General features: G+C 56.7%; 31 protein-coding genes. 18 read left to right on the forward strand and 13 right to left on the reverse strand.

Annotated features, from left to right (window positions below; genetic code table 11):
• Positions 1 to 192 precede the first annotated feature (192 nt).
• From ACZZ0B_RS09400 to ACZZ0B_RS09420, 5 genes are all read left to right on the forward strand, one after another.
• Positions 193 to 585, forward strand: a complete 393-nt coding sequence (locus ACZZ0B_RS09400; protein WP_463544976.1) for a hypothetical protein — start codon at positions 193 to 195, stop codon at positions 583 to 585.
• A 628-nt stretch (positions 586 to 1213) separates the two neighbouring features.
• Complete coding sequence (locus tag ACZZ0B_RS09405; RefSeq protein WP_008080779.1) at positions 1214 to 1579, forward strand: DUF6124 family protein; 366 nt, start codon at positions 1214 to 1216, stop codon at positions 1577 to 1579.
• Positions 1580 to 1765: 186 nt separating this feature from the next.
• Positions 1766 to 2131 carry a DUF6124 family protein gene (locus ACZZ0B_RS09410; protein ID WP_158829619.1) on the forward strand — a complete coding sequence of 122 codons (366 nt, stop codon included), beginning with the start codon at positions 1766 to 1768 and terminating at the stop codon, positions 2129 to 2131.
• 385 nt (positions 2132 to 2516) lie between these two features.
• Entirely contained in the window at positions 2517 to 2765 is a 249-nt protein-coding gene (locus ACZZ0B_RS09415; RefSeq protein WP_463544977.1) for a hypothetical protein, read from the forward strand.
• A gap of 218 nt (positions 2766 to 2983) precedes the next feature.
• A complete protein-coding gene (locus ACZZ0B_RS09420) occupies positions 2984 to 3913 on the forward strand; it encodes a ZIP family metal transporter (protein ID WP_463544978.1) in 930 nt (309 codons plus the stop codon).
• An 8-nt stretch (positions 3914 to 3921) separates the two neighbouring features.
• On the opposite strand, the gene ACZZ0B_RS09425 is transcribed toward ACZZ0B_RS09420, so the two are convergent.
• Positions 3922 to 4170: a DUF6555 family protein gene (locus tag ACZZ0B_RS09425; protein ID WP_463546920.1), complete on the reverse strand. Its 249-nt coding sequence runs from the start codon at positions 4168 to 4170 to the stop codon at positions 3922 to 3924.
• A gap of 327 nt (positions 4171 to 4497) precedes the next feature.
• Here ACZZ0B_RS09425 and ACZZ0B_RS09430 point away from each other — a divergent pair, with 327 nt between their 5' ends.
• Positions 4498 to 4761 (forward strand): DUF1652 domain-containing protein, encoded by a 264-nt coding sequence (locus ACZZ0B_RS09430; protein WP_463546921.1) that lies wholly within the window; start codon positions 4498 to 4500, stop codon positions 4759 to 4761.
• Positions 4762 to 4854: 93 nt separating this feature from the next.
• On the opposite strand, the gene ACZZ0B_RS09435 is transcribed toward ACZZ0B_RS09430, so the two are convergent.
• Positions 4855 to 6078 carry a zinc-dependent alcohol dehydrogenase gene (locus tag ACZZ0B_RS09435; RefSeq protein WP_463544979.1) on the reverse strand — a complete coding sequence of 408 codons (1224 nt, stop codon included), beginning with the start codon at positions 6076 to 6078 and terminating at the stop codon, positions 4855 to 4857.
• Positions 6079 to 6263: 185 nt separating this feature from the next.
• Here ACZZ0B_RS09435 and ACZZ0B_RS09440 point away from each other — a divergent pair, with 185 nt between their 5' ends.
• Together ACZZ0B_RS09440 and ACZZ0B_RS09445 are read left to right on the forward strand one after the other, a co-directional pair.
• A complete protein-coding gene (locus tag ACZZ0B_RS09440) occupies positions 6264 to 6965 on the forward strand; it encodes a glycosyltransferase family 2 protein (protein WP_463544980.1) in 702 nt (233 codons plus the stop codon).
• Between the two features lie 25 nt (positions 6966 to 6990).
• A complete protein-coding gene (locus ACZZ0B_RS09445) occupies positions 6991 to 7815 on the forward strand; it encodes an alpha/beta fold hydrolase (RefSeq protein WP_463544981.1) in 825 nt (274 codons plus the stop codon).
• A gap of 32 nt (positions 7816 to 7847) precedes the next feature.
• Here the strand turns inward: ACZZ0B_RS09445 and ACZZ0B_RS09450 are convergent, their stop codons facing one another.
• The 5 genes from ACZZ0B_RS09450 to ACZZ0B_RS09470 form a co-directional block, all read right to left on the reverse strand.
• Entirely contained in the window at positions 7848 to 8660 is an 813-nt protein-coding gene (locus ACZZ0B_RS09450; RefSeq protein ID WP_463544982.1) for a DUF1206 domain-containing protein, read from the reverse strand.
• Positions 8661 to 9042: 382 nt separating this feature from the next.
• Positions 9043 to 9843, reverse strand: a complete 801-nt coding sequence (gene sseB, locus ACZZ0B_RS09455; protein ID WP_463544983.1) for an enhanced serine sensitivity protein SseB — start codon at positions 9841 to 9843, stop codon at positions 9043 to 9045.
• A gap of 173 nt (positions 9844 to 10016) precedes the next feature.
• A complete protein-coding gene (locus ACZZ0B_RS09460) occupies positions 10017 to 10577 on the reverse strand; it encodes a hypothetical protein (protein WP_463544984.1) in 561 nt (186 codons plus the stop codon).
• 153 nt (positions 10578 to 10730) lie between these two features.
• Positions 10731 to 11510, reverse strand: a complete 780-nt coding sequence (locus ACZZ0B_RS09465; RefSeq protein ID WP_463544985.1) for an NYN domain-containing protein — start codon at positions 11508 to 11510, stop codon at positions 10731 to 10733.
• A 359-nt stretch (positions 11511 to 11869) separates the two neighbouring features.
• Entirely contained in the window at positions 11870 to 12508 is a 639-nt protein-coding gene (locus ACZZ0B_RS09470) for a TetR/AcrR family transcriptional regulator (protein WP_463544986.1), read from the reverse strand.
• Between the two features lie 133 nt (positions 12509 to 12641).
• Between ACZZ0B_RS09470 and ACZZ0B_RS09475 the strand changes: the two genes are divergently transcribed.
• The 5 genes from ACZZ0B_RS09475 to ACZZ0B_RS09495 all read left to right on the forward strand — a co-directional run bounded on the left by ACZZ0B_RS09475 (position 12642) and on the right by ACZZ0B_RS09495 (position 16605).
• Positions 12642 to 13859 carry an MFS transporter gene (locus ACZZ0B_RS09475; RefSeq protein ID WP_463544987.1) on the forward strand — a complete coding sequence of 406 codons (1218 nt, stop codon included), beginning with the start codon at positions 12642 to 12644 and terminating at the stop codon, positions 13857 to 13859.
• 87 nt (positions 13860 to 13946) lie between these two features.
• A complete protein-coding gene (locus ACZZ0B_RS09480; RefSeq protein ID WP_463544988.1) occupies positions 13947 to 14312 on the forward strand; it encodes a hypothetical protein in 366 nt (121 codons plus the stop codon).
• 15 nt (positions 14313 to 14327) lie between these two features.
• Positions 14328 to 14585, forward strand: a complete 258-nt coding sequence (locus ACZZ0B_RS09485) for a hypothetical protein (protein ID WP_463544989.1) — start codon at positions 14328 to 14330, stop codon at positions 14583 to 14585.
• Positions 14586 to 15599: 1014 nt separating this feature from the next.
• Positions 15600 to 15899, forward strand: coding sequence for a hypothetical protein (locus ACZZ0B_RS09490; RefSeq protein ID WP_008088537.1), 300 nt, complete (start codon positions 15600 to 15602; stop codon positions 15897 to 15899).
• A 220-nt stretch (positions 15900 to 16119) separates the two neighbouring features.
• Positions 16120 to 16605 carry a hypothetical protein gene (locus tag ACZZ0B_RS09495; protein ID WP_463544990.1) on the forward strand — a complete coding sequence of 162 codons (486 nt, stop codon included), beginning with the start codon at positions 16120 to 16122 and terminating at the stop codon, positions 16603 to 16605.
• 63 nt (positions 16606 to 16668) lie between these two features.
• Here the strand turns inward: ACZZ0B_RS09495 and ACZZ0B_RS09500 are convergent, their stop codons facing one another.
• The 4 genes from ACZZ0B_RS09500 to ACZZ0B_RS09515 all read right to left on the reverse strand — a co-directional run bounded on the left by ACZZ0B_RS09500 (position 16669) and on the right by ACZZ0B_RS09515 (position 19153).
• Entirely contained in the window at positions 16669 to 17142 is a 474-nt protein-coding gene (locus ACZZ0B_RS09500) for a DUF2059 domain-containing protein (RefSeq protein ID WP_008088541.1), read from the reverse strand.
• A gap of 38 nt (positions 17143 to 17180) precedes the next feature.
• A complete protein-coding gene (locus ACZZ0B_RS09505) occupies positions 17181 to 17399 on the reverse strand; it encodes a hypothetical protein (protein ID WP_008088544.1) in 219 nt (72 codons plus the stop codon).
• Positions 17400 to 17553: 154 nt separating this feature from the next.
• Positions 17554 to 18615, reverse strand: a complete 1062-nt coding sequence (locus tag ACZZ0B_RS09510; RefSeq protein ID WP_463544991.1) for an alpha/beta hydrolase family protein — start codon at positions 18613 to 18615, stop codon at positions 17554 to 17556.
• Between the two features lie 115 nt (positions 18616 to 18730).
• Positions 18731 to 19153, reverse strand: a complete 423-nt coding sequence (locus tag ACZZ0B_RS09515; protein ID WP_463544992.1) for a DUF4952 domain-containing protein — start codon at positions 19151 to 19153, stop codon at positions 18731 to 18733.
• A gap of 132 nt (positions 19154 to 19285) precedes the next feature.
• Here ACZZ0B_RS09515 and msrA point away from each other — a divergent pair, with 132 nt between their 5' ends.
• The 3 genes from msrA (at position 19286) to ACZZ0B_RS09530 (ending at position 20895) form a co-directional block, all read left to right on the forward strand.
• The gene (gene msrA / locus ACZZ0B_RS09520) at positions 19286 to 19792 is read left to right on the forward strand and encodes a peptide-methionine (S)-S-oxide reductase MsrA (protein WP_008088550.1); all 507 of its coding nucleotides are present in this window, start codon (positions 19286 to 19288) and stop codon (positions 19790 to 19792) included.
• 67 nt (positions 19793 to 19859) lie between these two features.
• Positions 19860 to 20339, forward strand: coding sequence for a GNAT family N-acetyltransferase (locus ACZZ0B_RS09525; RefSeq protein ID WP_463544993.1), 480 nt, complete (start codon positions 19860 to 19862; stop codon positions 20337 to 20339).
• A gap of 130 nt (positions 20340 to 20469) precedes the next feature.
• Entirely contained in the window at positions 20470 to 20895 is a 426-nt protein-coding gene (locus ACZZ0B_RS09530; RefSeq protein WP_463544994.1) for a hypothetical protein, read from the forward strand.
• Between the two features lie 81 nt (positions 20896 to 20976).
• Here ACZZ0B_RS09530 and ACZZ0B_RS09535 read toward each other — a convergent pair whose 3' ends face one another.
• Complete coding sequence (locus ACZZ0B_RS09535) at positions 20977 to 21657, reverse strand: EcsC family protein (RefSeq protein WP_008088555.1); 681 nt, start codon at positions 21655 to 21657, stop codon at positions 20977 to 20979.
• Positions 21658 to 22682: 1025 nt separating this feature from the next.
• On the reverse strand, positions 22683 to 23591 hold the full coding sequence (locus ACZZ0B_RS09540) for a serine hydrolase domain-containing protein (RefSeq protein ID WP_463544995.1): 909 nt from the start codon (positions 23589 to 23591) through the stop codon (positions 22683 to 22685).
• A 297-nt stretch (positions 23592 to 23888) separates the two neighbouring features.
• On the opposite strand from ACZZ0B_RS09540, the gene ACZZ0B_RS09545 reads away from it, so the two are divergent.
• Positions 23889 to 24302 (forward strand): PaaI family thioesterase, encoded by a 414-nt coding sequence (locus tag ACZZ0B_RS09545; protein ID WP_463544996.1) that lies wholly within the window; start codon positions 23889 to 23891, stop codon positions 24300 to 24302.
• Positions 24303 to 24570: 268 nt separating this feature from the next.
• Entirely contained in the window at positions 24571 to 24888 is a 318-nt protein-coding gene (locus tag ACZZ0B_RS09550; protein ID WP_045123348.1) for a DUF7677 family protein, read from the forward strand.
• Positions 24889 to 24907 lie beyond the last annotated feature (19 nt).

Consider the following 24907-nt stretch of genomic DNA (forward strand, 5'->3'; position numbering starts at 1 on the left):
GAGGTTTAATGGCCCACGAAGGGCGGAAGGCGTCGAGGTAATGCGAGCATGGGACGATGCTCCAGATAGGGTGTCGATTATTCTTGGGATGGGATTCTACAAGGAGTATCCGAACGGCAGTCTCACAGCAAATCATCATGGATAAAGTGTTGGCAGTGCCAATTGCTGACTGGGGTACAGGGGGTCAAAAACATGCCTGCAAGTGAAAAGCGACCACGACATATTGGGCGGTGGATAACGCTTGTTCTCACTGCCGCTGTGGCGTGCTGGTACGTAGCTGTACCGTGTGTTGTCGTTTACTACTCAAAAGACGGCGCCAAGAATATTAATTACGTCCTGAACACGCAGCACACGATTGTTCGCGGTGAACTGCTACCAGGAAAGACAACGGGTGATGTAGGACATATCTTTCCTGACGATGAGTTCTTCATGCGCCTCGACTGGTGGAATACGAAGGGCCTTAATCGCTGCGTGAGCATTACGCCCCGATGGCCGACAACTGAAATCCATATCGACCGTAACGGCGAGATTGATACCAGTGAAGGCAGTGGCACTGATGGAGAGCGGTTGAAAGCTTGTTCGTAGGGTTTAGCCAAGCCAGAGTTGACTCAACTACCACGTGTGGTCGACTTCTGGGCGATTCCCAACTGAGCGCACCACGACCTTGTAGCGGCACGCTAAAGCCTCATTGCCGGTTGGCGGTGGCGGATGGGCGTTCATAATATTGACTGTTCTGCCATGTTCATTCGCGCGATTGCAGTTGTAATCGTAGGGGCAATTTCCCATGTACAAGGGGGGGGATTCATTTTTTGATCGCAGAAGGGGCAGGCGTTTTCGTCGCTTAAACATAACCCCACAAGCGCGTTTAAATTACACAAACCGTTACGCCACAAAGGCTACAACGCCTTGCGCCGTTGCCTACGCGTACGCCAGAATCCGCCGGCATACACGACTATGGATCGGGCTATATCGTTTCCCCGTCACTGAAAACAGTGATCGGGTTTGGTAGCCCGTTTCTCGACAACCGTAAGGCACAACCTTAAGTGGTCTCCATTTGGAGGCTCCGTTTTTATGGTGGCCATGCGTGGGGCTCCTTCGTGGAGCGCCGGGGTTTTCTCTGTCTTGACCGGTCTACCAACCCACGTGTGGCCGCCACCCTTCGTTTGGTAGCGAAAGTGACGGCTCTTCATTCTTTCAAGAAAGAGGTGCTGTTATGTTCAAAGTTACTCCAAACCCACCGGACGCCGATCCGATCCCGTACGACCCAACCCTCGAGCCTCAAAAGATAAGAGAGGCGACCGACCGGGCCATCAATTTCTATCTCAACCCCGGCTCACTGAAGCTCTCAATCCCATCCCGCAAAACCAGCAAGATCTTCCTCATCGATCCCGCCGTGGACGAAGAAACACTACTCCTCGAAGCCTGCGAGTCGTTAGCCGCCGCCAGTGACATGGCACGTGACATGAGCGACGTCGTCGACAACTCCCAACGCCGAACCATGCTGATGCTGCATCAGGTGATCATGCTGAGTGAGTTGATGGTGAATCGAGTCCTGGATGGTCGCCGCTTGCCGAACTGAGCGCTGCGTCATTGACGGCTAGGCCGCGAACGCTGTGTAGGAGCTGCCGTAGGCTGCGATCTGTTGATTTTTGTTTTCGATTGTTGAAGAGCAGATCAAGGGATCGCAGCCTGCGGCAGCTCCTACATGGTGGGGATTCATATTTCTTTTGGAGTGCCTTGATGGGTGCTTGTGGAGTTTCAGTTGATGTCCGAAACCACTAACAGTCCGCCGGTGACAGATCCGGCGTCGCCGTATGAATCATTCGATTCGAAGAAGCTTCATGCCGCGGCAGAGCGGGCGCTTGATCATTATCTTGCGCCTGAGAAGATCATGGCGACGCCGTACAGCCCCAGCACTTTGTTCATGGTCAACCCGCAATCCGACACGGAAACGTTGCTGGTCAATGCCTGTGAGTCTTTGGCCTCGGCGACGGTGATGCTCGGTGATTTTGCCGGGATGCTGGAAGGGCCGAATCGCAATACGTTGTTGGGGATTGCGCAGGTTGTGATGTTGGGGGAGTTGGCGGTGAACAAGGCGTTGGATAACGTCGAGTTGAAGCAGCCGGCTTAGTGCTTGTGCCTGGCTGAATCGGGATAAACGGCCAGGGGGCGAGCTCTCTGGCCACAAGATCAACGCGCCTGTCGTAGGTTCTGGCACTGGCAAGTTTCAAAGTGTGATTCTCCAAGTGATCGCATCAGTTCGATGTCGATCAGCGAAGGGCGCTGAGGCAGTCATTTGCAGCTGCCGCAAACCACCTTAACGTTGAGCGTCCGGGTGTCTCGGATCAATGCGTGGATCGCCACATTTCCATCCCGCGTGTGAACCGCCGGATGAACGCTCATCAACCACGTTGAACTCTCGTGTCAACGCATCCGTCCTCTGCTCTGAGGGGCTCAGGGCAATGTTGCTGCGCAGTCCCGTTAACGTTTTCAGGGAAATCTCCGGGGTGCGTGTCATGAATGCTTTCAAGAATCAGCTGACGCCTGAGCAAGAATCAAGATTGCTTGCCTTGGATGACTGGCACCGTGCGCTGGACAATCGGGCGCTGCGCATGGACTGCCCGGATGCCTACCACGACGAACTGTTGCGCCAATCCGATGAGATGGATCGGTTGGGGCTGTTGACGCTGAGCGAATGGCGCGACCTGCGAAGGGATGCGGACGAAGCGTATCGGCGTGCAGTCGCCGGTGAGGATTATCACTGAGGTCGCTGTGCTCATCTGACGCGTGGTTTTTCATCTGATACAAAAGGGGCTTACACCATGGCTAACAAGAAACCCGTGCAGCGCAGTCCATCTGCTCTGCAGATGTTCAATGCTACCCGCGTGGCTTTTGATCGGGACGCGCAGCGTGTCTCCAGGCTGTTCCTGCGGTCGCTATCCGGTTCCACTGAAAACACCGACTCAAGAAAATAGGAGGTCGCATGCCCGAGCCGTTAGCCTCATCAGGCACGCCATTTCGTTCCTGGGTCTCCCGGGTCTCAGGCTCCGGGTGGGGCGGGCTGGCATTCTGGTCAATTCTGATTGGCGTAACAGTCTTTCTATTGATCAGTGGGTATGGCGCCTTCGTCGGTGCCAATCAACAGAATCTGCACTTCGCATTTCTTGGCGGCATGTCTGGCTTCGCGGCGACGGCGTTGGGCGCTGTGGTCGCGATTGCGCTGCGCGATATCGCCGCCCGAACGCAGGACATCATGCTCGGCTTCGCCGCCGGAATGATGTTGGCCGCCAGTTCGTTTTCGCTGATTCTGCCCGGCATTGAAGCCGCTCAGGCGCTTTGCGACAACCAGTTGCTTGCCGCCTGCGTGGTGGTTGCAGGGTTGGCATTGGGTGTAGCGCTGATGGTCGGTCTGGATCGATTCGTGCCTCATGAACACGAGAAAAGCGGTCGCCGTGGCCCCGAAGCGCAGCGCATCAATCGTGTCTGGCTGTTCGTCCTCGCCATCACGCTGCACAATCTGCCGGAAGGCATGGCCATTGGCGTGAGCTTCGCCAACGGTGATATGAAGGTCGGACTCCCGCTGACCACTGCAATCGCCATTCAAGACATTCCCGAAGGCCTGGCTGTGGCGTTGGCATTACGCGTGACCGGCATCTCTGCACTGCGCGCGGCACTTATCGCGGTGGGCTCGGGCTTGATGGAACCGATTGGCGCCATCGTCGGATTGGGCATTTCCAGCAGTTTTGCATTGGGCTATCCGATTGCTCTCGGGTTGGCAGCCGGCGCCATGATTTTCGTGGTGTCCCATGAGGTGATTCCCGAGACCCACAGGAACGGACACGAGACGCCGGCGACTCTGGGTTTGATGCTCGGTTTCGGGGTGATGATGTTCCTCGACACTGCTTTGGGGTAGTGACGAGCCTACGTCTGCGCCCAGACTAAAGCCGCTGTTTCACGCCATTTTACGTCTGTCACGCCGAACCGTTCCGCATGGGGTCGTGACATGACCTTTAACGGTGGTTTGCCGGGTTTGGGAATCGGCACTAAACCGGCGTCGCAACTCGCCCAGTGCCATGCCTCCACATTGCGCATTGCTTTAGCGCGAATGACGAATGACTTTGGCTGTCCATGAAGTTTGTACTCGATGACAAAAAGATCTGCTTGGCTCATGAGTTCCTCCTTACGCTCATAGCCAAATGAGTGATGCGCGACGAAAAAATTCCAACGTTTTTTCGCGTTTCTTTCGAGCATGATTTTGACGGGATGGCCACCTCCGGCGTCGCGTAAATTTCGAAATAAACTGGAACAGCTGTGAGGCGAAAATGTCAGAACGGCGGTTATATTTTTCTTGAGCAAGAAGCATCAATGGGCACTGGGCGGTGGAACGTTTCAGCCAGCCTCGCACTGATATTTCTGATCGAATAATCCTTTTTTGACACCTTGACTACTTTTCCTGATGGACAACAATGAATGCAGATTGCTACTTGGAAAAACGCGATGATCTCCGCCCTTGAGCTTCGACATATCATTGAGTGTGGCTTCCTGCCGCTGTCCTGCTCATGCACGCTCAATCCGGATGGCTCGTTGACGATCAAGGTCACCGATCCTTCCTCGGGCAGTGTTGAGCTGTTGGTGACCGGGGTTTCCACTGCGACTCTTACTACTAGCAGAGCGATTGCCAACCTGATTGGCGAACTTCGTAGTGAGATGGCTTCACGCAAAGCCAGCTTCGAGTCGGATGAGCGTAGAGCGAGGGGGTAGGGAGGGTAGCGAAAAGCTGCCATGGCATTGGAAAACGACGAGACCCCTCGTTAAATGCCCGAGCAATCTCGTCGTTGCTACGTAACAACCACGCTAGGTAGCCAGAACCGCTGCGCTATCGTCGATCTCCGGTACAGCGACATGAGGACTTCCGGGGGTCAGGATCACCTTGCGGCAGTCTTCCTCTCGTTTATCGAAAATCCTGTAGCCCTCAGCAGCCTGCTCCAGCGACATGCGGTGGCTGATGATGACTTCAGGTGAGAGACGACCTGTCTCGATGTGCCCCAGGAGTTCAGGCAGAAACCGCTGCACATGGGTCTGGCCCATTTTGAAGGTCAGGCCCTTGTCGAACGCGTCGCCAAACAGAAAACCGTGGATGAAGCCTGAATACACGCCCGGCACGCTCACGGTGCCGCCGCGCCTTACCGCAGCAATGCATTGGCGCAGAGCTTTGCCGCTGCTGCCTTCCAGTTTCAGTGTGGCGAGCACTGTTTCGGTGGTGCTGCCTTTCGCTTCAAAACCCACCGCATCGACGGCGCCATCGACGCCGCGCATTCCTTTGGTCTGGCGAATGATGGTGTCGGCCGGATCATCATCCTCATCGAAGTTGATCGGGATCACGCCATAGGTTTTTTGCGCGTAGGCCAAACGGTAGGGGTGGTGATCAACCATGAAAATCTGCTCGGCGCCGAGCATCCGCGCGCACGCGGCGCTCAACAAACCGACAGGCCCGGCACCGTAGATGGCGAGGCTCGAACCCTGGCCAATCCCTGCATTGGTGACCGCTTGCCAAGCGGTAGGCAGGATGTCGGAAAGGAACAGAACCTTTTCATCCGACAACGCCCCCGGCACCTTGAAAGGCCCAGTGTTGGCCTTGGGTACGCGCACGTATTCCGCTTGGCCACCCGGCACTCCACCGTACATATGGCTGTAACCGAAGAGCGCAGCGCCGGACGGAATCGTCTTTTTGTTGAGGATCGCTCCGCGACCGGTATTGGTTGTTTCACAGGCTGCGAACAAGTCCATCTGACAGAAAAAACAGCTGCCACAGGCAATGACGAAGGGGATCACCACTCGGTCGCCGGGTTGCACGGCGGTCACCGCTGAACCTGTCTCTTCGACGATCCCCATGAACTCATGGCCGAAGATATCGCCATGCTCGACGGTTGGAATCTTTCCCCGATAGAGGTGCAGGTCAGATCCACAGATCGCCGTCGCGGTGACGCGCAGAATGAGGTCGTCGTTTTCTTCGATCACCGGGTCAGGAACCGTGTCGACTTTGACGCTGTGCGCGCCGTGGTAGGTGAGTGCTCTCATGACGTCTTACCTGCTTCAGCGGAATGGTAAGTGGGAGAGGAGCAACCTCGAACGGAAGTTCAGAGTGTTGGCGGCGCAGATGACTAGCGGTCGGCAATGCGGGCGCTCTTATCATTTTTTAAACCTATTGGAGCGCAAGCAGGTCGACTGCTGGAGTCTGTCATTTTGGTAGTCGGAGGTTACGTATGATCGGTGTTGTGATACCTGCCCATAATGAAGAGCGGCACATCACTGCCTGCCTGACGTCTGTGCTGTTCGCCGCTGAACATCCTGCATTGGCGGGCCAGCCAGTCTGTGTCGTCGTGGTTTTAGACGATTGCACTGATCAGACCGCACAGATTGTTTCAGCGCACGGTGTCGACGGGATCGAGGTGTGTTTTCAAAACGTGGGCAAGGCGAGAGCGACCGGTGCAGATCACTTGCTCGCCGCTGGGGCGAAATGGCTTGCCTTCACCGATGCCGACACCGTTGTGCCACCCGATTGGTTGGCACGGCAGATTGAATTCAACGCTGATGCCGTCTGTGGGACGGTCGAGGTGGATAGCTGGAATGACCATGGTGATTGGGTTCGCTCAGCGTACATGGAGCATTATCAGTTCATCGAGAATCACCGGCACATTCACGGCGCCAACCTCGGCCTGAGTGCCGAGGCCTATCGGAACGCCGGCGGCTTCCAGCACCTTACTGCGCACGAGGACGTCCATTTGGTTGCTGACCTCAAGAGGGTGGGCGCCCATATCGTCTGGACGGCAATGAATCCCGTGATCACCAGCGCCCGCAAGGATTACAAATGTCGCGGAGGGTTTGGCGAATACTTGGCTAATCTGGGGGTGTCGCTGGGATTGCCTGCGGTTGATTCACAGGCGAGCGGGGGCATCTCTGTTTGAACTGAGGTTGCAGCAAGGGAACGCCATGACAACACACACGCTAACCGTACAAGGTTTGCCGTTGAACGTTTCGATCTGCGGACAAGGCTCGCCGCTGCTGCTCCTCAATGGCCTGGGTGGCTTGATCCGTACCTTCGATACGTTACGCGCTGAACTGGGCGATTACACGACCGTTACCCTGGACGTGCCAGGCGTCGGCCAATCGCACATGCCTCGCTGGCCGATGCGGCTGCCACGCCATGCCGACCTGATCGCCGAGATGCTCGAGCAATTGGGATTGGCTCAGGTTGATGTCTTCGGCGTGAGCTGGGGCGGGGCACTGGCGCAAGAGTTCGCTCTGCGTCATCCAGAAAGGGTGCGCCGGCTGATCCTCGCCGCTACCTCCGCCGGCCCGGTGATGCTGGTGAAGCCCGCCGACATCATGGAGTTTTTTGCTCGAAGCAAAACCGCCAAGCCGCGCAAGAGCGAAGGGAACCGCCATTCGATTCAGACGCTGCTGCGCTTTGGTGTGGTGAAAGGCATGCTCTCGGTTAATCCGCGGACTTACTATTATCAGCTCGCGGCGTTGGTCGGATGGACGAGTCTGCTGCGCCTGTTTCGTCTGCGCCAGCGCACGCTGATCCTCACGGGTGATCGCGACACGTTGGTGCAGATGTACAACGCACATATCCTGCGCCGTTCTCTGCGCCATGCCGAAGTGAATGTATTGAAGGGGGAAGGGCATTTTTTCGTGGTCACCAGCGCCAGGCGAACAGCAGAACTGATACGCGAATTCCTCTGCCGCCCATACGCTGAGGAAGAGCCGGCACCCAGGCTCGCCAACCGCCGGTTAACGCCACGCCTGCTCTAATCCGAACGGTTGAGCGCCGTGATGGCCTCAACCTAAGCTCTCGATACGCCGGGCACGTCCATGTTGATCTTGCGCCAGAAAGCTTCAGAGAAGCTGTAAACCGAGAAAGCGATCAGCCCCAAGGCCATCACCATCAAAATCAGCCATCCAGCAGGCAAGTTCTGCAAGGCGTCGAGGGCTTCCTTCATACCGGGTGGGTCCATCGCTTGATAAGCGGAACCGCTGAGTGCCAGTAGCAAGGCAATCTCTATAAACACCACGCCACGGGCTATCAGGCCGAACCGCGACACCGGCCGGACGTAGCGCATGACGTCCTCGTCGGCTTCAAAATACTTTTCGAACGACGCTTTCCATCCCTTGACCAGGTGGGCAATACCTACACCCAGCGGAACGAGGGCGATCAGGTACACCAACACGTTCGAGTATTCCCAGGATAGAAGATGGGCCAGCCAGTCTTTGGTTTGCCCCGCCGAATTGCCCGAGCTTTTGATGCCGCTGATCAGCAGGCCCAATGCAAAAAACGCCAGAGCGCTGTTGACGACACCTCCCGCCAACAGGCCGGCACGGATCACCAGGCCTTTGAAGTTTTTACCGTGATGATCGACATCACGCGTGGCTTGCAGGACACGCCAGGCGCCAAAAGCGAGCAGCCCCACCACCACAAGTCCCACTAAAAAATAGCCGAACGGCTGGGCCAGCAGTGCTTCGAGGCTCCGGTGGCTGTCCTTCGGTTTTGTCGAATCATGGGCTGCCAGCAAGGCGAAAATGCCGATGATCAGATAGAGCACGCCTCGAGCGGCATATCCTCCCCGAGCGAGTATTACAAGGCTGCGTTGCGTGGACATTGGATCTATTCCCGAGAGTGATACTAGAGCAGACCTTTCTCGTCGGGAGGGGTTCTATTGCCTGATCAAGCACTGTGGCAGCGGGTCATTCCCCGCTCAACTCAACCGATTGCGCAGCGCCTTCAGCACCGCTTCGATGTGCCAGGTTTCGACGCCGATGACGATGGCTTCACCGACATCAGGCACTAACTCTATTTGCGTGATGATGCCTTGTTCGCCAAGCAGTCGCTGCGCGTCTTCCAGGAGCCTGCGTGTGCCCGTGAGCCATAACCGTTGCGGGCCTTTCAGCAACGCGAGGGTTTGCCATCTCGCATGACACCGTCAAACAAGGCGAGCACGATGGCGCACGCCTGATCTGCGGTTATCGCGGCGTTGCGCTCACTCATGCGTTGCCAAAGCCAAACAATGAACGCAGCCAGCCTGCCGATTTGCGTTCATAGAAGGGCACGGTTTGCTTGAGGAAGTAATCGCTCAGGCCGGTTTCACCTTCGCTGACGCGGTACAGATCAACGGGTTCGCCATCCGGCGCGGTGTCGCCGGCGACGTTACCGGCTTCGCGCATGATCAATTCAATGTCGCCGTCCGCTTCGATGCCGACGATCAGGTGAGGCTTTTGATCCGTCGAGGCGTCGTGCATCAACGCCAGAAACGCACGTTTTACGTTGCGGTGTTTGGCGAGCAGTTGCTTGAGCGAGTTGATCATCTGTGTCGGATACTCCGACGGCTGGCCGAGCAGCACTTGGGTGTCTTTTTCGACGGTGCGTTGTGTCGGTTTTTGGCCGATCGCATCGGAGAGCAGATTGCGCACTTCTTCCGGGTAAAACTCTTTGCCATACGGCGACTTTGGGTTGAGGAAAAGCTGTGCGCCGAGGGTGATTTCAAACAGGGCTCTGGCCGGGATTTCGATGTAGGACTGTTCGCTGTCGATCGACTTTTGCAGGGTTTGCAGTGAAGAGAAAAACGGGATGACGGGGGAACCGTCGGGTTTTTGCCAATGCGCGATGCTGATGTTGCTGCCCGCCTCAAGATGGGCCGGGCCTTCGCCGGTGCCGGTGGTGCCGAGCACGTAGATGGTTGAACTCAACAGGGTTTTGAAAAAGTCGGGTCGGTGCGCGGGCTCGTCTGCCGCCAGGCGCAGTGATTGTTCGAGGGTGTTTTCTTCCTGGGTATTGGTGATGTCCATCGATCGTTCCATAAAAACAGACAGTAAGTGAATGGCAAAGAGCAGGTCAGTCGCTGCTGCACCCTAGCAGAATCCAGCGTTTGCCTTGCGCGTGTACGTCGAGATCGGCAATCGAATAAAGCGCAAACGGGTTAAACCCTTGGAACCGGGATTGTTTTTGATTGGCGGCATGGTCAGGCGGCAAGCGAAACAAGCGTGTCGAGGATGTTGATGGGCACGTAGAGCAGAGTAATGGTCGCATAGGCTTTGCGCGAGCGCGCCACAAATACGCAGATCGGCAAGGCAATCATGATCACGTCGAGCAGACCCCACAGTGCGAGCGGGTTGGCCTGGAACAGCGTGACATTGACGATCAACCCGAGGCACAGATAGGTCGACAGTGACAGCAAGGCGTAACGGCCATCCTGTTCGAAGTAGACACGCAAACCGTGCTGTTCGTCCTCGCTGCGGCTGGGCAGCAACAGGGCGGCCGTGACAAATAGCGAGAGCGTCAGCATCACCAGCAGCAGAAATTCGAGGAAGCTGAAGGTTTGTTTAACCGTCGACAGTGCATTGACCGCCCACCAGAATTCCAGTTGTGTGGTGAACAACATCACTGCCCAAACCAGCGCTACCCAATCCGGCGCCGCCAAACGACGGATACGGAATACCGTTAATACGCCGAGCAGCAGACGAGTGACGGAGAGCCCGAGGATCATCGAGAGAACGGCGGCGACGATGGCGAAGTTGTTCATCCGGCCTTCCGTGAACGCTGAAAGGGTGCCTTGGGCAGACTAGGTGGGGCCGGGAGGGCCGTCAAACACGGCGTTGCGGTTGGGTTGGCAGAATTCGGCCGCAAATCCTGCTGCGCGGAGGTGACGGTTGGCTGGGGCTAATGGAGAGTCGAGTTATGTTGAGGTGGTTGCGTAACACTCAAGGCTTGCTCTGCATTGATCGGCGCGTGTTTTTTGCATTCCCGGATCATTCGGCCGTATCGGTGGTTTTGGACATGTTGAGCGCAAGCCGTCGATATGTTCCATCAATCCATCCGGGATACTTTGCCACATTGGGTCGAGTATGAAATCAACGCCTTCACGTCTCGCCATTTTCGCCGCGGGAACAAAATCAGCGTCACCTGCTATCAATACAATCTGATCAACCTGTTGCTTGAATGACAAGGACGCGACATCTACACCGATTCTCATATCGACACCTTTTTGTCTGGTCTCGATGCTGACGTCATGCTCTGTAAGGTCGCTGATCTGGATTTTCCCTTTCAATAACTCTGCAATTTTCAGAGGTTTGATCGTCCATTTCACATCTTTTGACAAATGTCCGAGTCGCAATGCCAATTTGCGCTTATTGCGTAATCTGGCGTGCAACTCCTTACGAAATACCGCTTCTTTCGATTTTGAAAGATCCACTGCTTTTTTGGTGATGGGATTGTGTTGCTTGGTGTCTAGAGGAGGGCAATCGTAGAAAAAAATTCTATACAACTCTTTTCTATACCGCTGTTCAAGGCTCGGAAGCCGGCCGTTGGAGCGCGATGGGATTTTGCTGAAGAGGTGAGCAATGGCCCACCGATGGACAAGATCTGCAGCACGCTCAGCATTGAACGCGTTTTGAGGTTCAATCCTTCGAAAGCGCTTGATGAAAAAGGCGCCATCGACCAATACCGCTGTGGGCATGTTTTCTTCCTGATAACAAAACGCCCAAGGGTTTGGCACGTCCTGGATGGTTAGGACGGCGTACTGCCTTGGGCGGGATGGGAGCAGATTAGGTGGGGTCGATAGAGGCGTCAACCACTCCTTTTCAGTTTGATCAAGCTTTGTAGGGGACCTTGTTTACCCAACGCTTTCGATGATGGGCAGTGACGAGGAAACGATAAAACTGAAAGGAAAAGCAGGCAAGTCAGCCGCGTCTGTAAGATTTGTAGGCAAAAGCGTGTTGTGTTGTAGCCCTGATGCGGCGGTACGGAGTCGGCCCGATTCAGGTATCAGGCATATGGATCTATTCCACTGACGCGCCGTCGATTGAGGCAGGCCATTCACTCACTGCAATTCACTGACAGCTCACTGGTCGCGGCGAAATCCCACGCCCGCATGACTTGGGTGATCGCCGCATCAACGCGATCAAGCGGCGTGTCGTCCCGGGCGAGGATGGAGATGCCTTGCAGGAAGCTGTCGAACGCCGTTGCAATGGCGCGGGACTCAGGTTGGTCGGGTAACTGGCCGGCAGCGATACCACGCTCGACACACGCCAGAATCCCCGCACGCGTGCGGGCGCGGGACTGGGTGAGGGCTTCGACGACGCGGGCGTTTTCCGGGCTGGGCGCGCTCATCACGCCGAGGGTGACCATACAGCCCTTGGGATGGCCGTCGTCACATTGCATGCGCGCCGACTGGCGCAGTGCGGTTTCGATGGCTTGGCGCGGCGGCAGGCTTGCGTCCCACAGGCATTCGGTGACTTGGGCGAAGGTCGCCAGGTAACGCTGCACGCACTCATCGAACAGGGCTTCTTTGGAACCGAATGCGGCGTAGAAGCTCGGCGCGGATATGCCGCCACCCAGTTCTGCCTTCAACAGGGCGAGGGAGGTCGAGTCGTAGCCGTGCTGCCAAAACAGTTGCATGGCCTGGCCGACGGCGTCGTCGCGATCGAATGCGCGGGGGCGACCGGTTCTCGCCATATCAAACACTCCTCGGAAAGTGATTTGGATACTAGTCGATACATAAGTCGTTGACAACGACCGGCGTCTGCCGCCAGTATTTTATATCGATCGGTATTTAAGTCTGAATTTCTCTTCTCAAGGAGTACCCCCAGTGACACCCTCACTCACTTTTTCGGCCGCGCCGAAAAGCCTGCCCATCGGCGCGTTGCTCGCGCTGGCCATGACGGGCTTCATCTGCATCGTCACCGAAACCCTGCCGGCCGGCCTGTTGCCGCTGATCAGCGAAGGGTTGGCGATTTCCCCTTCGATGGCCGGCCAGATGGTGACCGCGTATGCGCTGGGTTCGGTGCTCGCGGTGATCCCCATGACCATCGCCACCCGTGGCTGGCGCCGGCGCAATGTGCTGTTGCTGACGATTGTCGGTTTCCTGCTGTTCAACTCCATCACGGCGCTGTCGTCCAACTACAGCGTGACGCTGGTGGCGCGCTTTTTTGCCGGTGTTTCGGCGGGGCTCGCGTGGAGTCTGTTGGCCGGTTACGCGCGGCGGATGGTCGAGCCCGAGCAACAGGGCAAAGCGTTGGCACTGGCCATGGTCGGTACGCCGATCGCGCTGTCACTCGGCGTGCCGCTCGGCACGTGGCTGGGCGGGCTGGTGGGCTGGCGCACTGCGTTCGGGATCATGTCGGCACTGACGTTGATGCTGATCGTCTGGGTGCTGGTGAAAGTGCCCGACTACCCACCGCAGCCCGCGCATCAACGTATTTCGCTGCGCAACGTACTGGCCACGCCGGGTGTGCGGCCGGTGCTGGCGGTGGTGATCAGCTGGATGCTGGCGCACAACATTCTCTACACCTACATCGCACCGTTCGTGGCACCGGCAGGGCTGGCGGATCGCGTGGATCTGGTCTTGCTGGTGTTTGGAATCGCCGCACTGGTGGGCATCTGGCTGACGGCGAAACTGGTCGAGCCGCTGCTGCGCACCACCACGCTGGTGAGCCTGGCGACCTTTGCGCTGGTGAGCGTGGCACTGGGTTTGCTTGGCCGTCTGCCGGAGGTGATCTACCTCGGTGTGGCGGTGTGGGGATTGAGTTTTGGCGGCGCGGCGACCTTGCTGCAAACGGCTTTGGCCGACGCGGCGGGTGACGGCGCGGACGTGGCGTTGTCGCTGAATGTGGTGGCCTGGAACGGCGCAATTGCCGGCAGCGGTGTGCTCGGCGGCGTGTTGCTCGACCGCTGGGGCGTCGCCTCGTTTCCATGGGCGATGGTGGTGTTGGTGGGCGTAGGGTTTGTGATTGCCTGGCGGGCGCGCGGGCATGGGTTCAAGTCCGGACCGCGCGGGGACGGGCGACCTGCAGTGGCGGGGCACTGACGTATTCGAGATGGCCTTTGCCGCGAAACGATCGGGTAGGATGCTTGCACACTGGAATAGCCTCTCTCGACCAAGGACGTGACATTTATGGAAACTCTCTTCTCACAAGTCAGCGAGCGTTTGCACGATCGTCGATTCGCGGTGGCGGATAACTCGCAAGGGCTGTCGGGTAGTGGGACGGTGTTTCACTACCGTGTTGATGGCGTGGGTATTTCGAGCACTTATCAGGGCGGTCGCATTCGCGCGGGGCACCAGGTGGGGCGTGTGACGGGGCCTGACACGATTGAGTTGTTGTTTCATTGCCTGACGACTGAGGACGAGATTCTGTCGGGTTGGTCGCGGGGCATTGTTGGCGTGGATGACGCAGGGCGAACCACGTTGAGTTTTGTCTGGGGGTGGCTGTCGGGGGCGAGTGGGGGTGGGGAGTCGAGTTATGTTGAGGTGGTTGCGTGAACAGGAGAAGGGCATTTGATAAGTAAATTGTCAGCGATGATCGCGCAAGCACGTGCGGGGCTTTCCGTGCAGCAGCGTATTTCGGATGAAAAATGGGCGGCAATTGCGCGGCAGTGTGGGGACGCAGAGATGGCTGAAATACGCGATCGAATTGACGCGCTGAGGGCAGAGTTGCTGACCGTTGAGGATTGGGATGGCGATACTCAGGATGAGATCCACTTGGCAATTACTCGATTCACCAGGATGCTCGAGCTTGCGTCTAATTCTGTCTAGCGGTTGGATGGGCTGACGCCATCGCTGGCAAGCCAGCTCCCACAGTTTCGGCGGTGTGCTCAAAAATCTGCGCTGGGCGCAAAATTCTGTAGGAGTGAGCCTGCTCGCGATGGCGGTGGTTCAGTCAATATCGATGTTGCCTGGACGGACGCTATCGCGAGCAGGCTCACTCCTACAGGGGGTTGTGGTTCGGGCACAAAAAATGTGGGAGCTGGCTTGCCAGCGATGGCGGTGGGGCAGTCGACGTGGTGTTGGATGTGCTGGCCTCATCGCTGGCGAGCCAGCTCCCACAGTTTTGGCGGTGTGCTCAAAAAACTGTGCTGGGCGCAAAATCCTGTAGGAGTGAGCCTGCTCGCGATGGCGGTGAGGCAGTCAATATTGATGTTGCCGGGACGGACGCTATCGCGAGCAGGCTCACTCCTACAGGGGGTTGTGGTTCGGGCACAAAAAAGTGTGGGAGCTGGCTTGCCAGCGATGGCGGTGGGGCAGTCGACGTGGTGTTGGATGTGCTGGCCTCATCGCTGGCAAGCCAGCTCCCACAGTTTTGGCGGTGTGCTCAAAAAACTGTGCTGGGCGCAAAGTCCTGTAGGAGTGAGCCTGCTCGCGATGGCGGTGATTCAGTCAATATTGATGTTGCCGGGACGGACGCTATCGCGAGCAGGCTCACTCCTACAGGGGGTGGTGGTTCGGGCACAAAAAAGTGTGGGAGCTGGCTTGCCAGCGATGGCGGTGGGGCAGTCGATATCGATGTTGTATGTGTTGGTCTCATCGCAGAGTGGCTTGTGCCAAACTGAAACAGCACAAGCGTAAGTAATACCCGGCCGTTTTCGGGAGGATTATCCATAAAGTCTTTTCAGCTCTTCCATAGAACTGACATTACGTGACTACTCTGAATGGCCGCAGTGAATTGAAGGGTATCGATAGTTCACTATCGGGGAAATATTACAAAATGTTGCCGCAGCATCAAGTTGTTTGTTAAATTGCGCGCCTTCGAAAATTTGGCAGGGACGCGTGATGTTTCTTATTTGGCAAGGCTGGGGCATTCTTTCGGTTTTGATTCCGCTGGTTGGACTGATTTCTTTCGCCGGCCTTCCTAACGGGATGGGGGTAGGCGTGGGTTTGCTGGTTGCAGCGGCCGCTAACGCTTTTATCGGCCACAAGCTGAACAATCAGCCGGGCAAGACCTACATTGATCCAGCTACCGGCGGTGAAGTTGTCTTCCGCAAAAAACACACATTGTTCTTTGTGCCGATGCAGTACATGTCGGTGCTGATGGTAATTGTCGGGCTGTTTGCGTTGATTACGTTGCACTAAATACACAGCTTGAAAACGGCGCACGTGGAGTCTCCGGACTTGCGTGCGCTTTTTTATGCGCGGCGTTTAAGGGTTTCCCTGATCGCTTAGTGGTTTGCAACATGGCAAACTTTTGCCCCCTGCGCAGGCATGTGCCATTAGGCAAGTCGCGCAATACGGAATATCAGCCATGGAACTTCGGTGATCTTTACATCGGGTTCAACTCAACAAGGAAGTCGTCATGAAAGTCGCTTTGGGTCTTTTCACTCTCGCTGGATGCTTGTTCAGTTTTGCCGCTACGGCGGCGCCGACTCACGGCGAAATGTTCCAGGCGTTGGCCGAGTGCAAAGGCAATGCGCAGCAGGTCGGCGAGTTCAATGCATTGGTAGACAGCGAGCAATTGAAGTTGGCCAAAGATGCGGCGCACGCACCATGGGGGGGCAGTGCCTGGCAAGTCAAACCAGCATTGACGGTAAACGGTGTGACGTCTTCCACTGCGGTGATGACGGACCGTTTCAGTTTTTTCCTGGAGATAGAAAGCACTAATCCAAAAGTTGATGCGGAAAAACTTGCCAGCGCGCTTAAATTGCAAAAGCTGCTGGATAACGACGGCTACGTTGATTATCAACGTAGCCTGAGCACCGGTGGAGTGGTGCGTGTGGTTTCTACTGAAAACAAGGACAGCGGTCTCTACGTCGGCTGCAGTTATAGGCATGGTGCGTCCTGAATCAAGGCGCTCAAGGGCACGCCACTTACTTAGTAGGCGGCGTGAGCCATAACTGACTGTTCTTCAGCCTTGCGCTTCGTCCTTCAAATCATCCAGCGCATCGATGATCGCTTCATCACTGTCGGTCAGCGCTTCTTGCATGTCTTTGGCAATGGTCGTCTGGATCGTCATGATCTTCTGAGCCAGGTCGCGACCGGTCTTGGATGTGATTATCATCGCCATGGCCTGGTCAGGATGCTGATTGGCGCGAATCATCAGGTCGAGTTCATCATTGTCGAAGTGATCGGCGTAGATCTCGACGACCATGTCTTTCAAGTCTTCGGCATCGAGGTTTTCGCGCACGACGTTGCGAATCTGCTCGTGTTCCAGCATCGGGTAGCGGGACGAGTAGCTTCGCGCTGCGACTTCAACGATGTTGCCGTATTGCTGGTTCAAGCCGCTGGCTTCGACTAGTGCCTGCGCCTTTTCCTTGCTACCGCCGCAACCCGCCAGTGCCGCTGCCAACAACACCGCCAGCGTTAGCTTTTTCATGCTCATGAGCATTGGTCCTTGAATGATTTTAATGTGCAGATGGCTCAGCGGCGATTGAGATGAATCGCGCCGATGACGATGAGTAAAATGATGAGGCCGATGAAGGTCCCGAACGCCGGGAACATCGAGCCAGGCCACACCAGGCCGCGGCCGAGGTTGTAAGCAAAGCTGAAGTGGGAATAGGCGCCGAACAGCCACGAATAGAGTGTGTAGATGAAACCTATGACGAGATAACCGGAGATTATCTTCCCTTTGAGTGACATGAAGTCTTCCTTGTGAGGGGTAAAGCGGGGGGGTGGATTTGAGTAACATACTATTTCAGTGGTGGCACTTCAATGGCATTTCGTATCCGTCCGCCCCGCATTACTGACACAAGCAATTGATAAACCCGTTGTTTCTGAAGCTGCAAGCGCGTCCTCAGCGGTTGGCCAAACCGCCTGCCTGTTTCCATTGCTTCTGCAGAAACTCGCTGATCAGCGCGGTCACTTGCTGCTGAATTTCTTCCCGTGGCCGCGCCGCGTCACCATCCCCGCAAATGATGCCATCGCCCGGCACGTCTTCTTCAAGCAGTGCCACTGCTCCCGGTTTGCACTGTTGCAGGAAGCTGAAGTGGCTGGCGTCGTTGATCTCGACATAGTGGCTTGACGCCGCCGGCAGGCGTTTGGCGAGGTCGGCCGACTCCAACGCTGCAGGCAGATCCAGCGACGGTGCGCCCGCCGCGATCACCAGCGCCGGTACTGGCAATGCGGCGAGGCTCGCGTCGGTCATGCCGCGTGAAAATCCCAGATCCAGTGCCACCACCGCCGTGACGCGTTTATCGCGCAAGTCACTGGCCAGGCCATCTTTCAATGCCGGTGTGCTCGCCGGGTTGATCTTTTGGTAGTTGATGCAACTGGCCAGTTGCGGATGAACTGTGCAGTCACGCGCGAACAGGTCCGGGTCGAAACGCGCGCCGGCGATTTCCATGGCGGTCCAGCCGCCGAGTGAATGGCCGACCACGGCAATCTCGCGCGGCGCGACCCCACCAAATTTTTCAGGTTGGGAGGTCACCGCTGCAATCGCCCGACCCAGATCAACCGGCCGCTGCCACAACTGCGCGGCTGCTTTCGGGCTGCGGTCATGGGTTGTGGTGCCGGGGTGGTTGACCGCTGCAACGATGTAACCCTTTTTGGCCAGCGCATTTGCCAGCCAGATCTGATTGCCCCAATTGCCTCGGTAACCGTGGGAGAGCACAACCAAAGGATGCTCGCCCGCCACCGGTGGCGCGTCGCGCACGGCCGCCGCGCCGACAAATACCACGTCATCGGCGATCATCTGGGCAGGGGTTTTGGCGGCTGTGGGGTACCAGACGACCAAGTCCAGCGGCCGCTGATTTTGCGCGTCCGCGAGTTTCAGGGATTGGATGCCGACCGCGTTGACGTCAGCGAGGGCGTGGCTCGCCAGGCAGGTCAACAACAGGGCACTGATGGCAGTTTTCAATGGGGTTATCTTCCTTGGTTGAGGTGGAGGTGCAGAGCCTGGAACTTGCCGACGACTTGCATTCCATGAGCCCGAACGGACTATTGAAATCAGGTGAATGGCTGTGCAATTGCGCTCAAGGATCTTCGGTCGCGAGGAACACCTGGAGGTAGAAGTACTCTATCTGCGGCCAAGCCTTGCGCGTGTTGATGGGCGTTTCCTCGGAGCCCATTCCGAGCAGATACCAGTGCCGGGTTTTTTTATCCCGATAGGAATAAAACGTCGAATCCCAACCACAGCAGATATACCGCAGCATTGGCAATCCGAAGCGGTGGTTCAGGTAGCGCTCAGCCGCAAGGGCATCGGTGCCTTTGACGCGGTAGCGCGCGACGAAAGGTTTTCCCTGCGCGTCGAGGTCTTGGCTGCACTGCAGAAACTCGACGAATGGAGGCTTGTTGCTGAGTATCGCGAGGAAGTCTGCGCATCGCGGTTCAGCCATGGCGCAGCCGGCAAACATGCACGCAACGGCCAAGAGAAGTTTGCTGATCCGTCTGCTCATTGCTTCTTCCGTGAGGGTCTGCCCAGGCGTCGTTTTCGGCGCCGGTCAGCTTGTTTACACGCAACCTTGGAATTTGCCAATACGCCCTCATAACATCAGCTATCCCCACGTCCCCGAGAGGAAGGACACACCATGACCACGCAAACCGAAACTGCCATTCTTGCCGGCGGCTGCTTCTGGGGCATGCAGGACCTGCTGCGGCGCTATCCCGGTGTGCTGCAGACGCGAGTCGGATACACCGGCGGCGATGTACCGAACGCGACTTACCGCAACCACGGCAACCACGCCGAAGCCATCGAAATCGTCTTCGATCCGGCCGTGATCAGCTACCGACAGATCCTTGAATTCTTCTTCCAGATCCACGACCCGAGCACACCCAACCGCCAGGGCAACGACCTCGGCCCAAGCTATCGTTCGGCGATTTACTACCTCAGCGAAGCGCAGCGCGATGTCGCCGAGGACACCGCTGCCGACGTCGACGCTTCGAAATTGTGGCCGGGGAGGGTGGTCACCGAAATCGAGCCGGCGGGCCCGTTCTGGGAAGCGGAACCGGAGCACCAGGATTACCTGGAGCGCATTCCGAATGGCTACACCTGCCACTTCATCCGCCCGAACTGGAAGCTGCCCAAGCGCGCCTGAAAATCAAATTGCCCCCTCGACGTACGTGTGAGACGTTGAGGGCGCTGTTTATTTTTCAGGGACGAACATGACCATTCGATTGACCCAAACCCAAGACTGGAAGCTGCTCAAACACGTCCGGCTGGCCGCACTGCGGGACGCGCCGACGGCGTTCGGTGTGAGTTATCAAACCGCCGCCGATTACACGGATCAACAATGGCAATCCCGCGCTTCGTCTGCCACCACCGCGTTCTGGCTGGCGTTTGAGCAAGATAGGCCTATGGGCATGATCGGCGCGGCGGTCAATAGCGCCAGCCGCTTTAACTTGATCGGGATGTGGATTGAGCCCGCTGCACGGGGTTCTGGCGTGGCTACGCAACTGGTCGAAGCGGTGAAAGCTCGCGCATTGGCGAAGGGCTTTGATCGGGTTTTTCTCGACGTTTCACCGGACAATGCCAGAGCTGCGAACTTCTACCTGAAGCAGGGTTTTGTTTTTGTGGATGAGTGGGAGCCGTTGGAGAGTCATCCGCAAATTACGGTTCAGACCATGTTGTGGATTGGCGGCTGATCATAGGAAGGCTTCAAAGCGATCATGGACTACGTTTATTTCCAGCATAAAAATGATCGACACCGGGTGCTGGCCAGTGACGGACCTGGCGCTTTCGCGAGACATTCCCCAGGCGATGGAGGCAGGACTCATGGGCGCGCCCATTATCATTGGCAACAGCTATGACCTGTGGGTCAGCAACAGCATGAAAGATACGTTTTGCGAGGTACTCACCGCCGTCGCGGCTCTGGAGGGGCATGACGTCATGGCCATCTATGAGGAGGCCCCCGGCGTGGCGGGGGCCTACGGTATCTCCGGGGTGGGCATCCTGCTCGACGAGTTCTATCACTATCTCGGCGGATTCTCAGGCGTAAGACGCCACCTCGATGTGTGCCGGGCGAGGCTGGACGAGGTGGCGGAGTCTTGCGGGCTGTCGCCACTGGCGGCAGAACGCATGGCGCACGTCTTGGCCTGGGCGGCCCATCAGATGGATGGCCAACCTATTCCGATTGGTTGCCATTTGTATGAGGTCTGGCCACCGGGCGTTGACAAGATCCGGCAGTCACACCGCGAATAACCAGTTTTCGCTATACCCCAATACATTTGCAATTTTGCTCGGTGACTATGGGGCATTGTTTCAGCGCCAAGACCGATGCAATTACTCCGTCGCCGCCTCTTCCTTCAGGTTCAGACGGAAGGCATCCCGCGCGGTTTTTCCGACGTAAGTGGTGAGTGCGTAATTCGCGGTGCCACCAATGATCACGCCGATCCCGAACGGAATCACTTTCGCGGCGGCTTTCTGAGTGAACGAAATACCGATTTTTGCGAACAGTTCCTTGATGATCTGCAGCGTTGGGCCCTTCAGATACTGCTGAACCATGCGCACGCCGGCCTTGCTGGCGATTCGGGTGGCGCCGGTCGAACCCATCTGCTCAAGAGAGCCATACAACGCGATGATGTACGACATGTGCTTGGCATCTTCGTTGGACATGTTGCCGTTAATGGCGACCGCCAGACACATGGTCATGTCGATCTGCAACTTCATGCACACCGAGATATCCGCCAGCCCGCCACCGACAGCACTGACTGCCGTGCCGATACCGGGAATAACGCCCGGCAGGGCCGTAGCGGCGCCAGACGTTGCGGCCAATTTCGAGTAGCGGCTGATGATCTTGTCGACGACGGCATCTTGAATCTTTTCATCCGACGCGGACGGCGCCGATTTGCGGGCTTGCGATTCGTACTGGGTGACCAGTTCGCGGGCATCTTGCGGGCTGATGGCGATGGCTTCTACCATCTTCATCAAAGAGGAACTGCTTTCTTCTTTTACTTGGGTCATACCGAATTCCATTCGTAGATTTTAATCAGTGACGTGTTCACGGCCGAGCGCGGGTTCCGAGAGTGCCATAACTGATATCAAAACAACATTACCTTTATGGCTAGTGTCAGCGCTCTTTCACGTCGATTCGAGCGGTGGATGAGGTTCTTTTTCAGGCGCTGCCCATTTCCTCATACCAAACATCGAACGCGGTAACGCGTTCAGCCCACAGCGTTTCAACGGCGTCGTGGATGATTTCGGCAAGCCTTGAATTGAGCGGGCTTCCGGGCCCTTTGCGGTTGTTGGCAGTACAGGCGTATTTGTCACTGCCCACCGCGTCTAGTAAAACGCTCACTTCAAATGACCAACACTGAACGATTTATGACGACTGACTACGGGCAACGCATTTGTAATCGATGCGGTGATTCGATTACCGCCTACTGTCCGTCACTGCAGACACTTGTGGCGCTAAGGGACTTCCACGACAAGGGTGATCAGGCCGTGGTAGATGAAATTGCCCGTCGGGAAAGTATCGAACCGGTTATTGTCTGGGAGTATTTCCGCCATCGGATGAAGCCGTGTTGCGAACAAAAGGTCGCCCACTGCTCCTTCTGCGGCGGGCGGTTGAGGACTTGGCGTGCGCGGCAATGCATGCACTGTTTCAAGGATTGGCGCTGACGGTACAGTGAACCCTTTTCGATAACCTTGAGGCGCTGAGATGGATTGTCATCGCGACCTGATTTCAGCAATAGAATCGTTTGATTGCTGGGAGCAGCCCTGGACATTTTATGAGTCCGTATCTTCCGCACCCACTCTCGATTCGAATGACCGCGAAACGCTAAATCGCGTTTGGGAAGTCGCCATGGAAAGTGAAGGTTGGAGGGCGAGCAAGGATTTTGCTGATGCCAGCTCGTTGGCAAATGCTCGCCTCGCGTCCGGATTTCCCTGGCTTATAACTGTGGCCCGGCGGCAGCTTGTTAATGGGGCTTCTTATCAGTGGCGGTGAGCGTGATCGTCCCGGGGCAGGATGACCGGCCCAAATGAAACTACTTCAGGTTGCGGGGTTGAGCGTCCGCACCCTGTAGGGCCTGCATCAGACTTCGAACGACATACGCTTCAACCGCACCTTCACTGGCGCCCGCTTCAAAACCTGCGCAACAAACCGATGCGTCGCCGTCGCTCACGCGGTAAACGGCAATGACACTGCCAGGCCCGCAGCCCGTGTGTCCGCTGAGGGTGTAACCACCTTCGATCGATCCCTGCATCAAACCCAGCCCATACCCCGGCTTGACCCACGGACGCCCCGGAATCGGGCCGCCCAATGTTTTTGTTGATTGCATTTCTTCGAGCAAGTCTGTGGGGAGGAGGTGGCCGGCGAGTAGTCGATCAAGCAACAGCGCAGCTTGCGAAAGGGGGCCGATCAACAAACCGTGATAGACCCAGCCAGGGTCATAATTCGAGCGGCTCGCCGAGTGGGTATCCTGCAGGTCGTTTCGCGTTTTAGCGAAGCGAACGTTCGACAGGCCTAACGCGCCGAGAACGCGTTGATTGACTGCGTCTTCAAGCGACAGATCAGTCACTCGCTCAATCAGCCTGCCGACGAGCAGGTAACCCACATTTGAGTAACGCCATCCGCTTCCGGGGCTGTATCGAAGCCGGTTACCGTCAAGGCGTTGCATCATTTCATCGGCGGACCAGGCTGCCTGATGGTTAGCGACGGCGGCGTGATAGTCGGCCAATTCGCTGTAGTCGGCGAGGCCTGCTTCATGGCGCAATAGTTGGCGCAGTGTGAAGGGTTGATCAGGGAAGGGGTCGTCCAGTCTGACCAGGCCGTCACGTACCAACGTCAGGGCTGTAGCCGCAAGGACGGTCTTGGTAAAACTCCACCAAGGGACCGTCAGTTCTGATGGATCAGTTGCTGGAGACTGGCTATTTGATACAAGTGAACTCAGCAATTGGCTTCCTTGGGATTGCGATTGGATTGGCAGGTCAACAAGATATCTCATTCGGCTTTGCTGAGCCTGTTAGGCCTTTTCCGCGCGGTTACCCTTGAGTATTTCTGGATAAGGCGTCAGCAGACGCCGTCCCGCCGAGGGATTAAGCGATCGCGGCGCTTCACGGCGCACGGTTTATCGGTGCAAATTCCGCATACGTATAGTGCTTGCCGCATTGTGTTATTCCCCATAAACCCCCGAGTGAGTCGACGTATTCAAGTCGATGACGCCGGTCAATAATCGGCACAAGGAGAGACTATGGACACCACTGTGATTCCCGAGGGTTTCACCCCGTTTGCCCGCAGTAGCCCGTTGCTTGATTTGCTTGGCCCGATTTACGCCAGGGGCAGCGGGCTGCAACTGGAGTTGGGGTTGTTGACAGACTCGCGCCATGCCAATGGCCGTGGCACTTTGCATGGAGGGGTGTTGGCGACGTTGGCCGATGTCGGAATGGGCTATGCCATGGCGTTTGCCAGCGACCCTCCGCAGCCGTTGATTACGGCGAGCATGACCCTCGATTATCTCGGTGCAGTTCAAATCAATGAATGGCTGGAAGTGCGTCTTGAATACTCGAAAAAGGGTCGTCAACTAGCGTTTGCCGCCGTCAGCCTGCATGTCGGTGAGCGAACAGTTGCACGCGCCAGCGCGGTGTTTGCTGTACCCATGAGTTGAAAGGTATGCCCATCAGATAAAGTGCGGGTCATTCAAAGGTAGCGGGCGTTAACGCTTAAAGCTCAAGCCGAGGATAGGTGCCTGATCTATGGCAATGGCGTTTGCTACCGGGCGTTGTGCGGGATTAGATTGCCGCCCGGCGGCGTCTACTCCTGGCGTCGAAGCAACGGTGCAAGCATTCTGAGCACGGGCAGCCCGAGTCCACCTGCAGGCAGATGTCTGGTTCCGTTTCGTTCAAACCCTGGTTGTTTACTAAAAGAAAATGTACATGAAGAAGCTGAGTAATGACTTCAGTGGCGCGCTGCGAACCTTTGCCTATTTCATGGCAAGTGGAAGCCACTACATGCTTAAAAACGTCGACTATCTGGAAATCTATGGCTCGGAGCCCAGCGCCATCGAAATGGTCTTTGCGATATTCGCCAACGTCATAGAGATGGACAGTGAGGGCAATGTGCTCAATTTTACCCACGCCCAGAAGAGAGCGACTGACTATCTGAGGTCATATTGCGATCCGGCGTTCAAAGTCTCACCGCCGTTTGAAGACTGGGAAATCGAACTCTATGGGCCTCCCGCTCAAGGACGCTAGCACCAGATTTTGCTCTGGC

The organism is Pseudomonas sp. AC247, from assembly GCF_979258015.1.

Bases quoted from the DNA above. Each gene is read 5' to 3' on its own strand.
- ACZZ0B_RS09525 (WP_463544993.1), top strand. From the start codon at position 19,860: ATGACCATTCGATTGACCCAAACCCAAGACTGGAAGCTGCTCAAACAC.
- ACZZ0B_RS09430 (WP_463546921.1), top strand. From the start codon at position 4,498: ATGATCTCCGCCCTTGAGCTTCGACATATCATTGAGTGTGGCTTCCTG.
- ACZZ0B_RS09490 (WP_008088537.1), top strand. From the start codon at position 15,600: ATGTTTCTTATTTGGCAAGGCTGGGGCATTCTTTCGGTTTTGATTCCG.
- ACZZ0B_RS09515 (WP_463544992.1), bottom strand. From the start codon at position 19,153: ATGAGCAGACGGATCAGCAAACTTCTCTTGGCCGTTGCGTGCATGTTT.
- ACZZ0B_RS09415 (WP_463544977.1), top strand. From the start codon at position 2,517: ATGAATGCTTTCAAGAATCAGCTGACGCCTGAGCAAGAATCAAGATTG.
- ACZZ0B_RS09465 (WP_463544985.1), bottom strand. From the start codon at position 11,510: ATGCCCACAGCGGTATTGGTCGATGGCGCCTTTTTCATCAAGCGCTTT.
- ACZZ0B_RS09435 (WP_463544979.1), bottom strand. From the start codon at position 6,078: ATGAGAGCACTCACCTACCACGGCGCGCACAGCGTCAAAGTCGACACG.
- ACZZ0B_RS09425 (WP_463546920.1), bottom strand. From the start codon at position 4,170: ATGAGCCAAGCAGATCTTTTTGTCATCGAGTACAAACTTCATGGACAG.
- ACZZ0B_RS09550 (WP_045123348.1), top strand. From the start codon at position 24,571: ATGAAGAAGCTGAGTAATGACTTCAGTGGCGCGCTGCGAACCTTTGCC.
- ACZZ0B_RS09410 (WP_158829619.1), top strand. From the start codon at position 1,766: ATGTCCGAAACCACTAACAGTCCGCCGGTGACAGATCCGGCGTCGCCG.
- ACZZ0B_RS09440 (WP_463544980.1), top strand. From the start codon at position 6,264: ATGATCGGTGTTGTGATACCTGCCCATAATGAAGAGCGGCACATCACT.
- ACZZ0B_RS09450 (WP_463544982.1), bottom strand. From the start codon at position 8,660: ATGTCCACGCAACGCAGCCTTGTAATACTCGCTCGGGGAGGATATGCC.
- ACZZ0B_RS09405 (WP_008080779.1), top strand. From the start codon at position 1,214: ATGTTCAAAGTTACTCCAAACCCACCGGACGCCGATCCGATCCCGTAC.
- ACZZ0B_RS09445 (WP_463544981.1), top strand. From the start codon at position 6,991: ATGACAACACACACGCTAACCGTACAAGGTTTGCCGTTGAACGTTTCG.
- ACZZ0B_RS09535 (WP_008088555.1), bottom strand. From the start codon at position 21,657: ATGACCCAAGTAAAAGAAGAAAGCAGTTCCTCTTTGATGAAGATGGTA.
- msrA (WP_008088550.1), top strand. From the start codon at position 19,286: ATGACCACGCAAACCGAAACTGCCATTCTTGCCGGCGGCTGCTTCTGG.
- sseB (WP_463544983.1), bottom strand. From the start codon at position 9,843: ATGGACATCACCAATACCCAGGAAGAAAACACCCTCGAACAATCACTG.
- ACZZ0B_RS09500 (WP_008088541.1), bottom strand. From the start codon at position 17,142: ATGAGCATGAAAAAGCTAACGCTGGCGGTGTTGTTGGCAGCGGCACTG.
- ACZZ0B_RS09420 (WP_463544978.1), top strand. From the start codon at position 2,984: ATGCCCGAGCCGTTAGCCTCATCAGGCACGCCATTTCGTTCCTGGGTC.
- ACZZ0B_RS09545 (WP_463544996.1), top strand. From the start codon at position 23,889: ATGGACACCACTGTGATTCCCGAGGGTTTCACCCCGTTTGCCCGCAGT.
- ACZZ0B_RS09495 (WP_463544990.1), top strand. From the start codon at position 16,120: ATGAAAGTCGCTTTGGGTCTTTTCACTCTCGCTGGATGCTTGTTCAGT.
- ACZZ0B_RS09530 (WP_463544994.1), top strand. From the start codon at position 20,470: ATGGGCGCGCCCATTATCATTGGCAACAGCTATGACCTGTGGGTCAGC.
- ACZZ0B_RS09480 (WP_463544988.1), top strand. From the start codon at position 13,947: ATGGAAACTCTCTTCTCACAAGTCAGCGAGCGTTTGCACGATCGTCGA.
- ACZZ0B_RS09470 (WP_463544986.1), bottom strand. From the start codon at position 12,508: ATGGCGAGAACCGGTCGCCCCCGCGCATTCGATCGCGACGACGCCGTC.
- ACZZ0B_RS09400 (WP_463544976.1), top strand. From the start codon at position 193: ATGCCTGCAAGTGAAAAGCGACCACGACATATTGGGCGGTGGATAACG.
- ACZZ0B_RS09460 (WP_463544984.1), bottom strand. From the start codon at position 10,577: ATGAACAACTTCGCCATCGTCGCCGCCGTTCTCTCGATGATCCTCGGG.
- ACZZ0B_RS09505 (WP_008088544.1), bottom strand. From the start codon at position 17,399: ATGTCACTCAAAGGGAAGATAATCTCCGGTTATCTCGTCATAGGTTTC.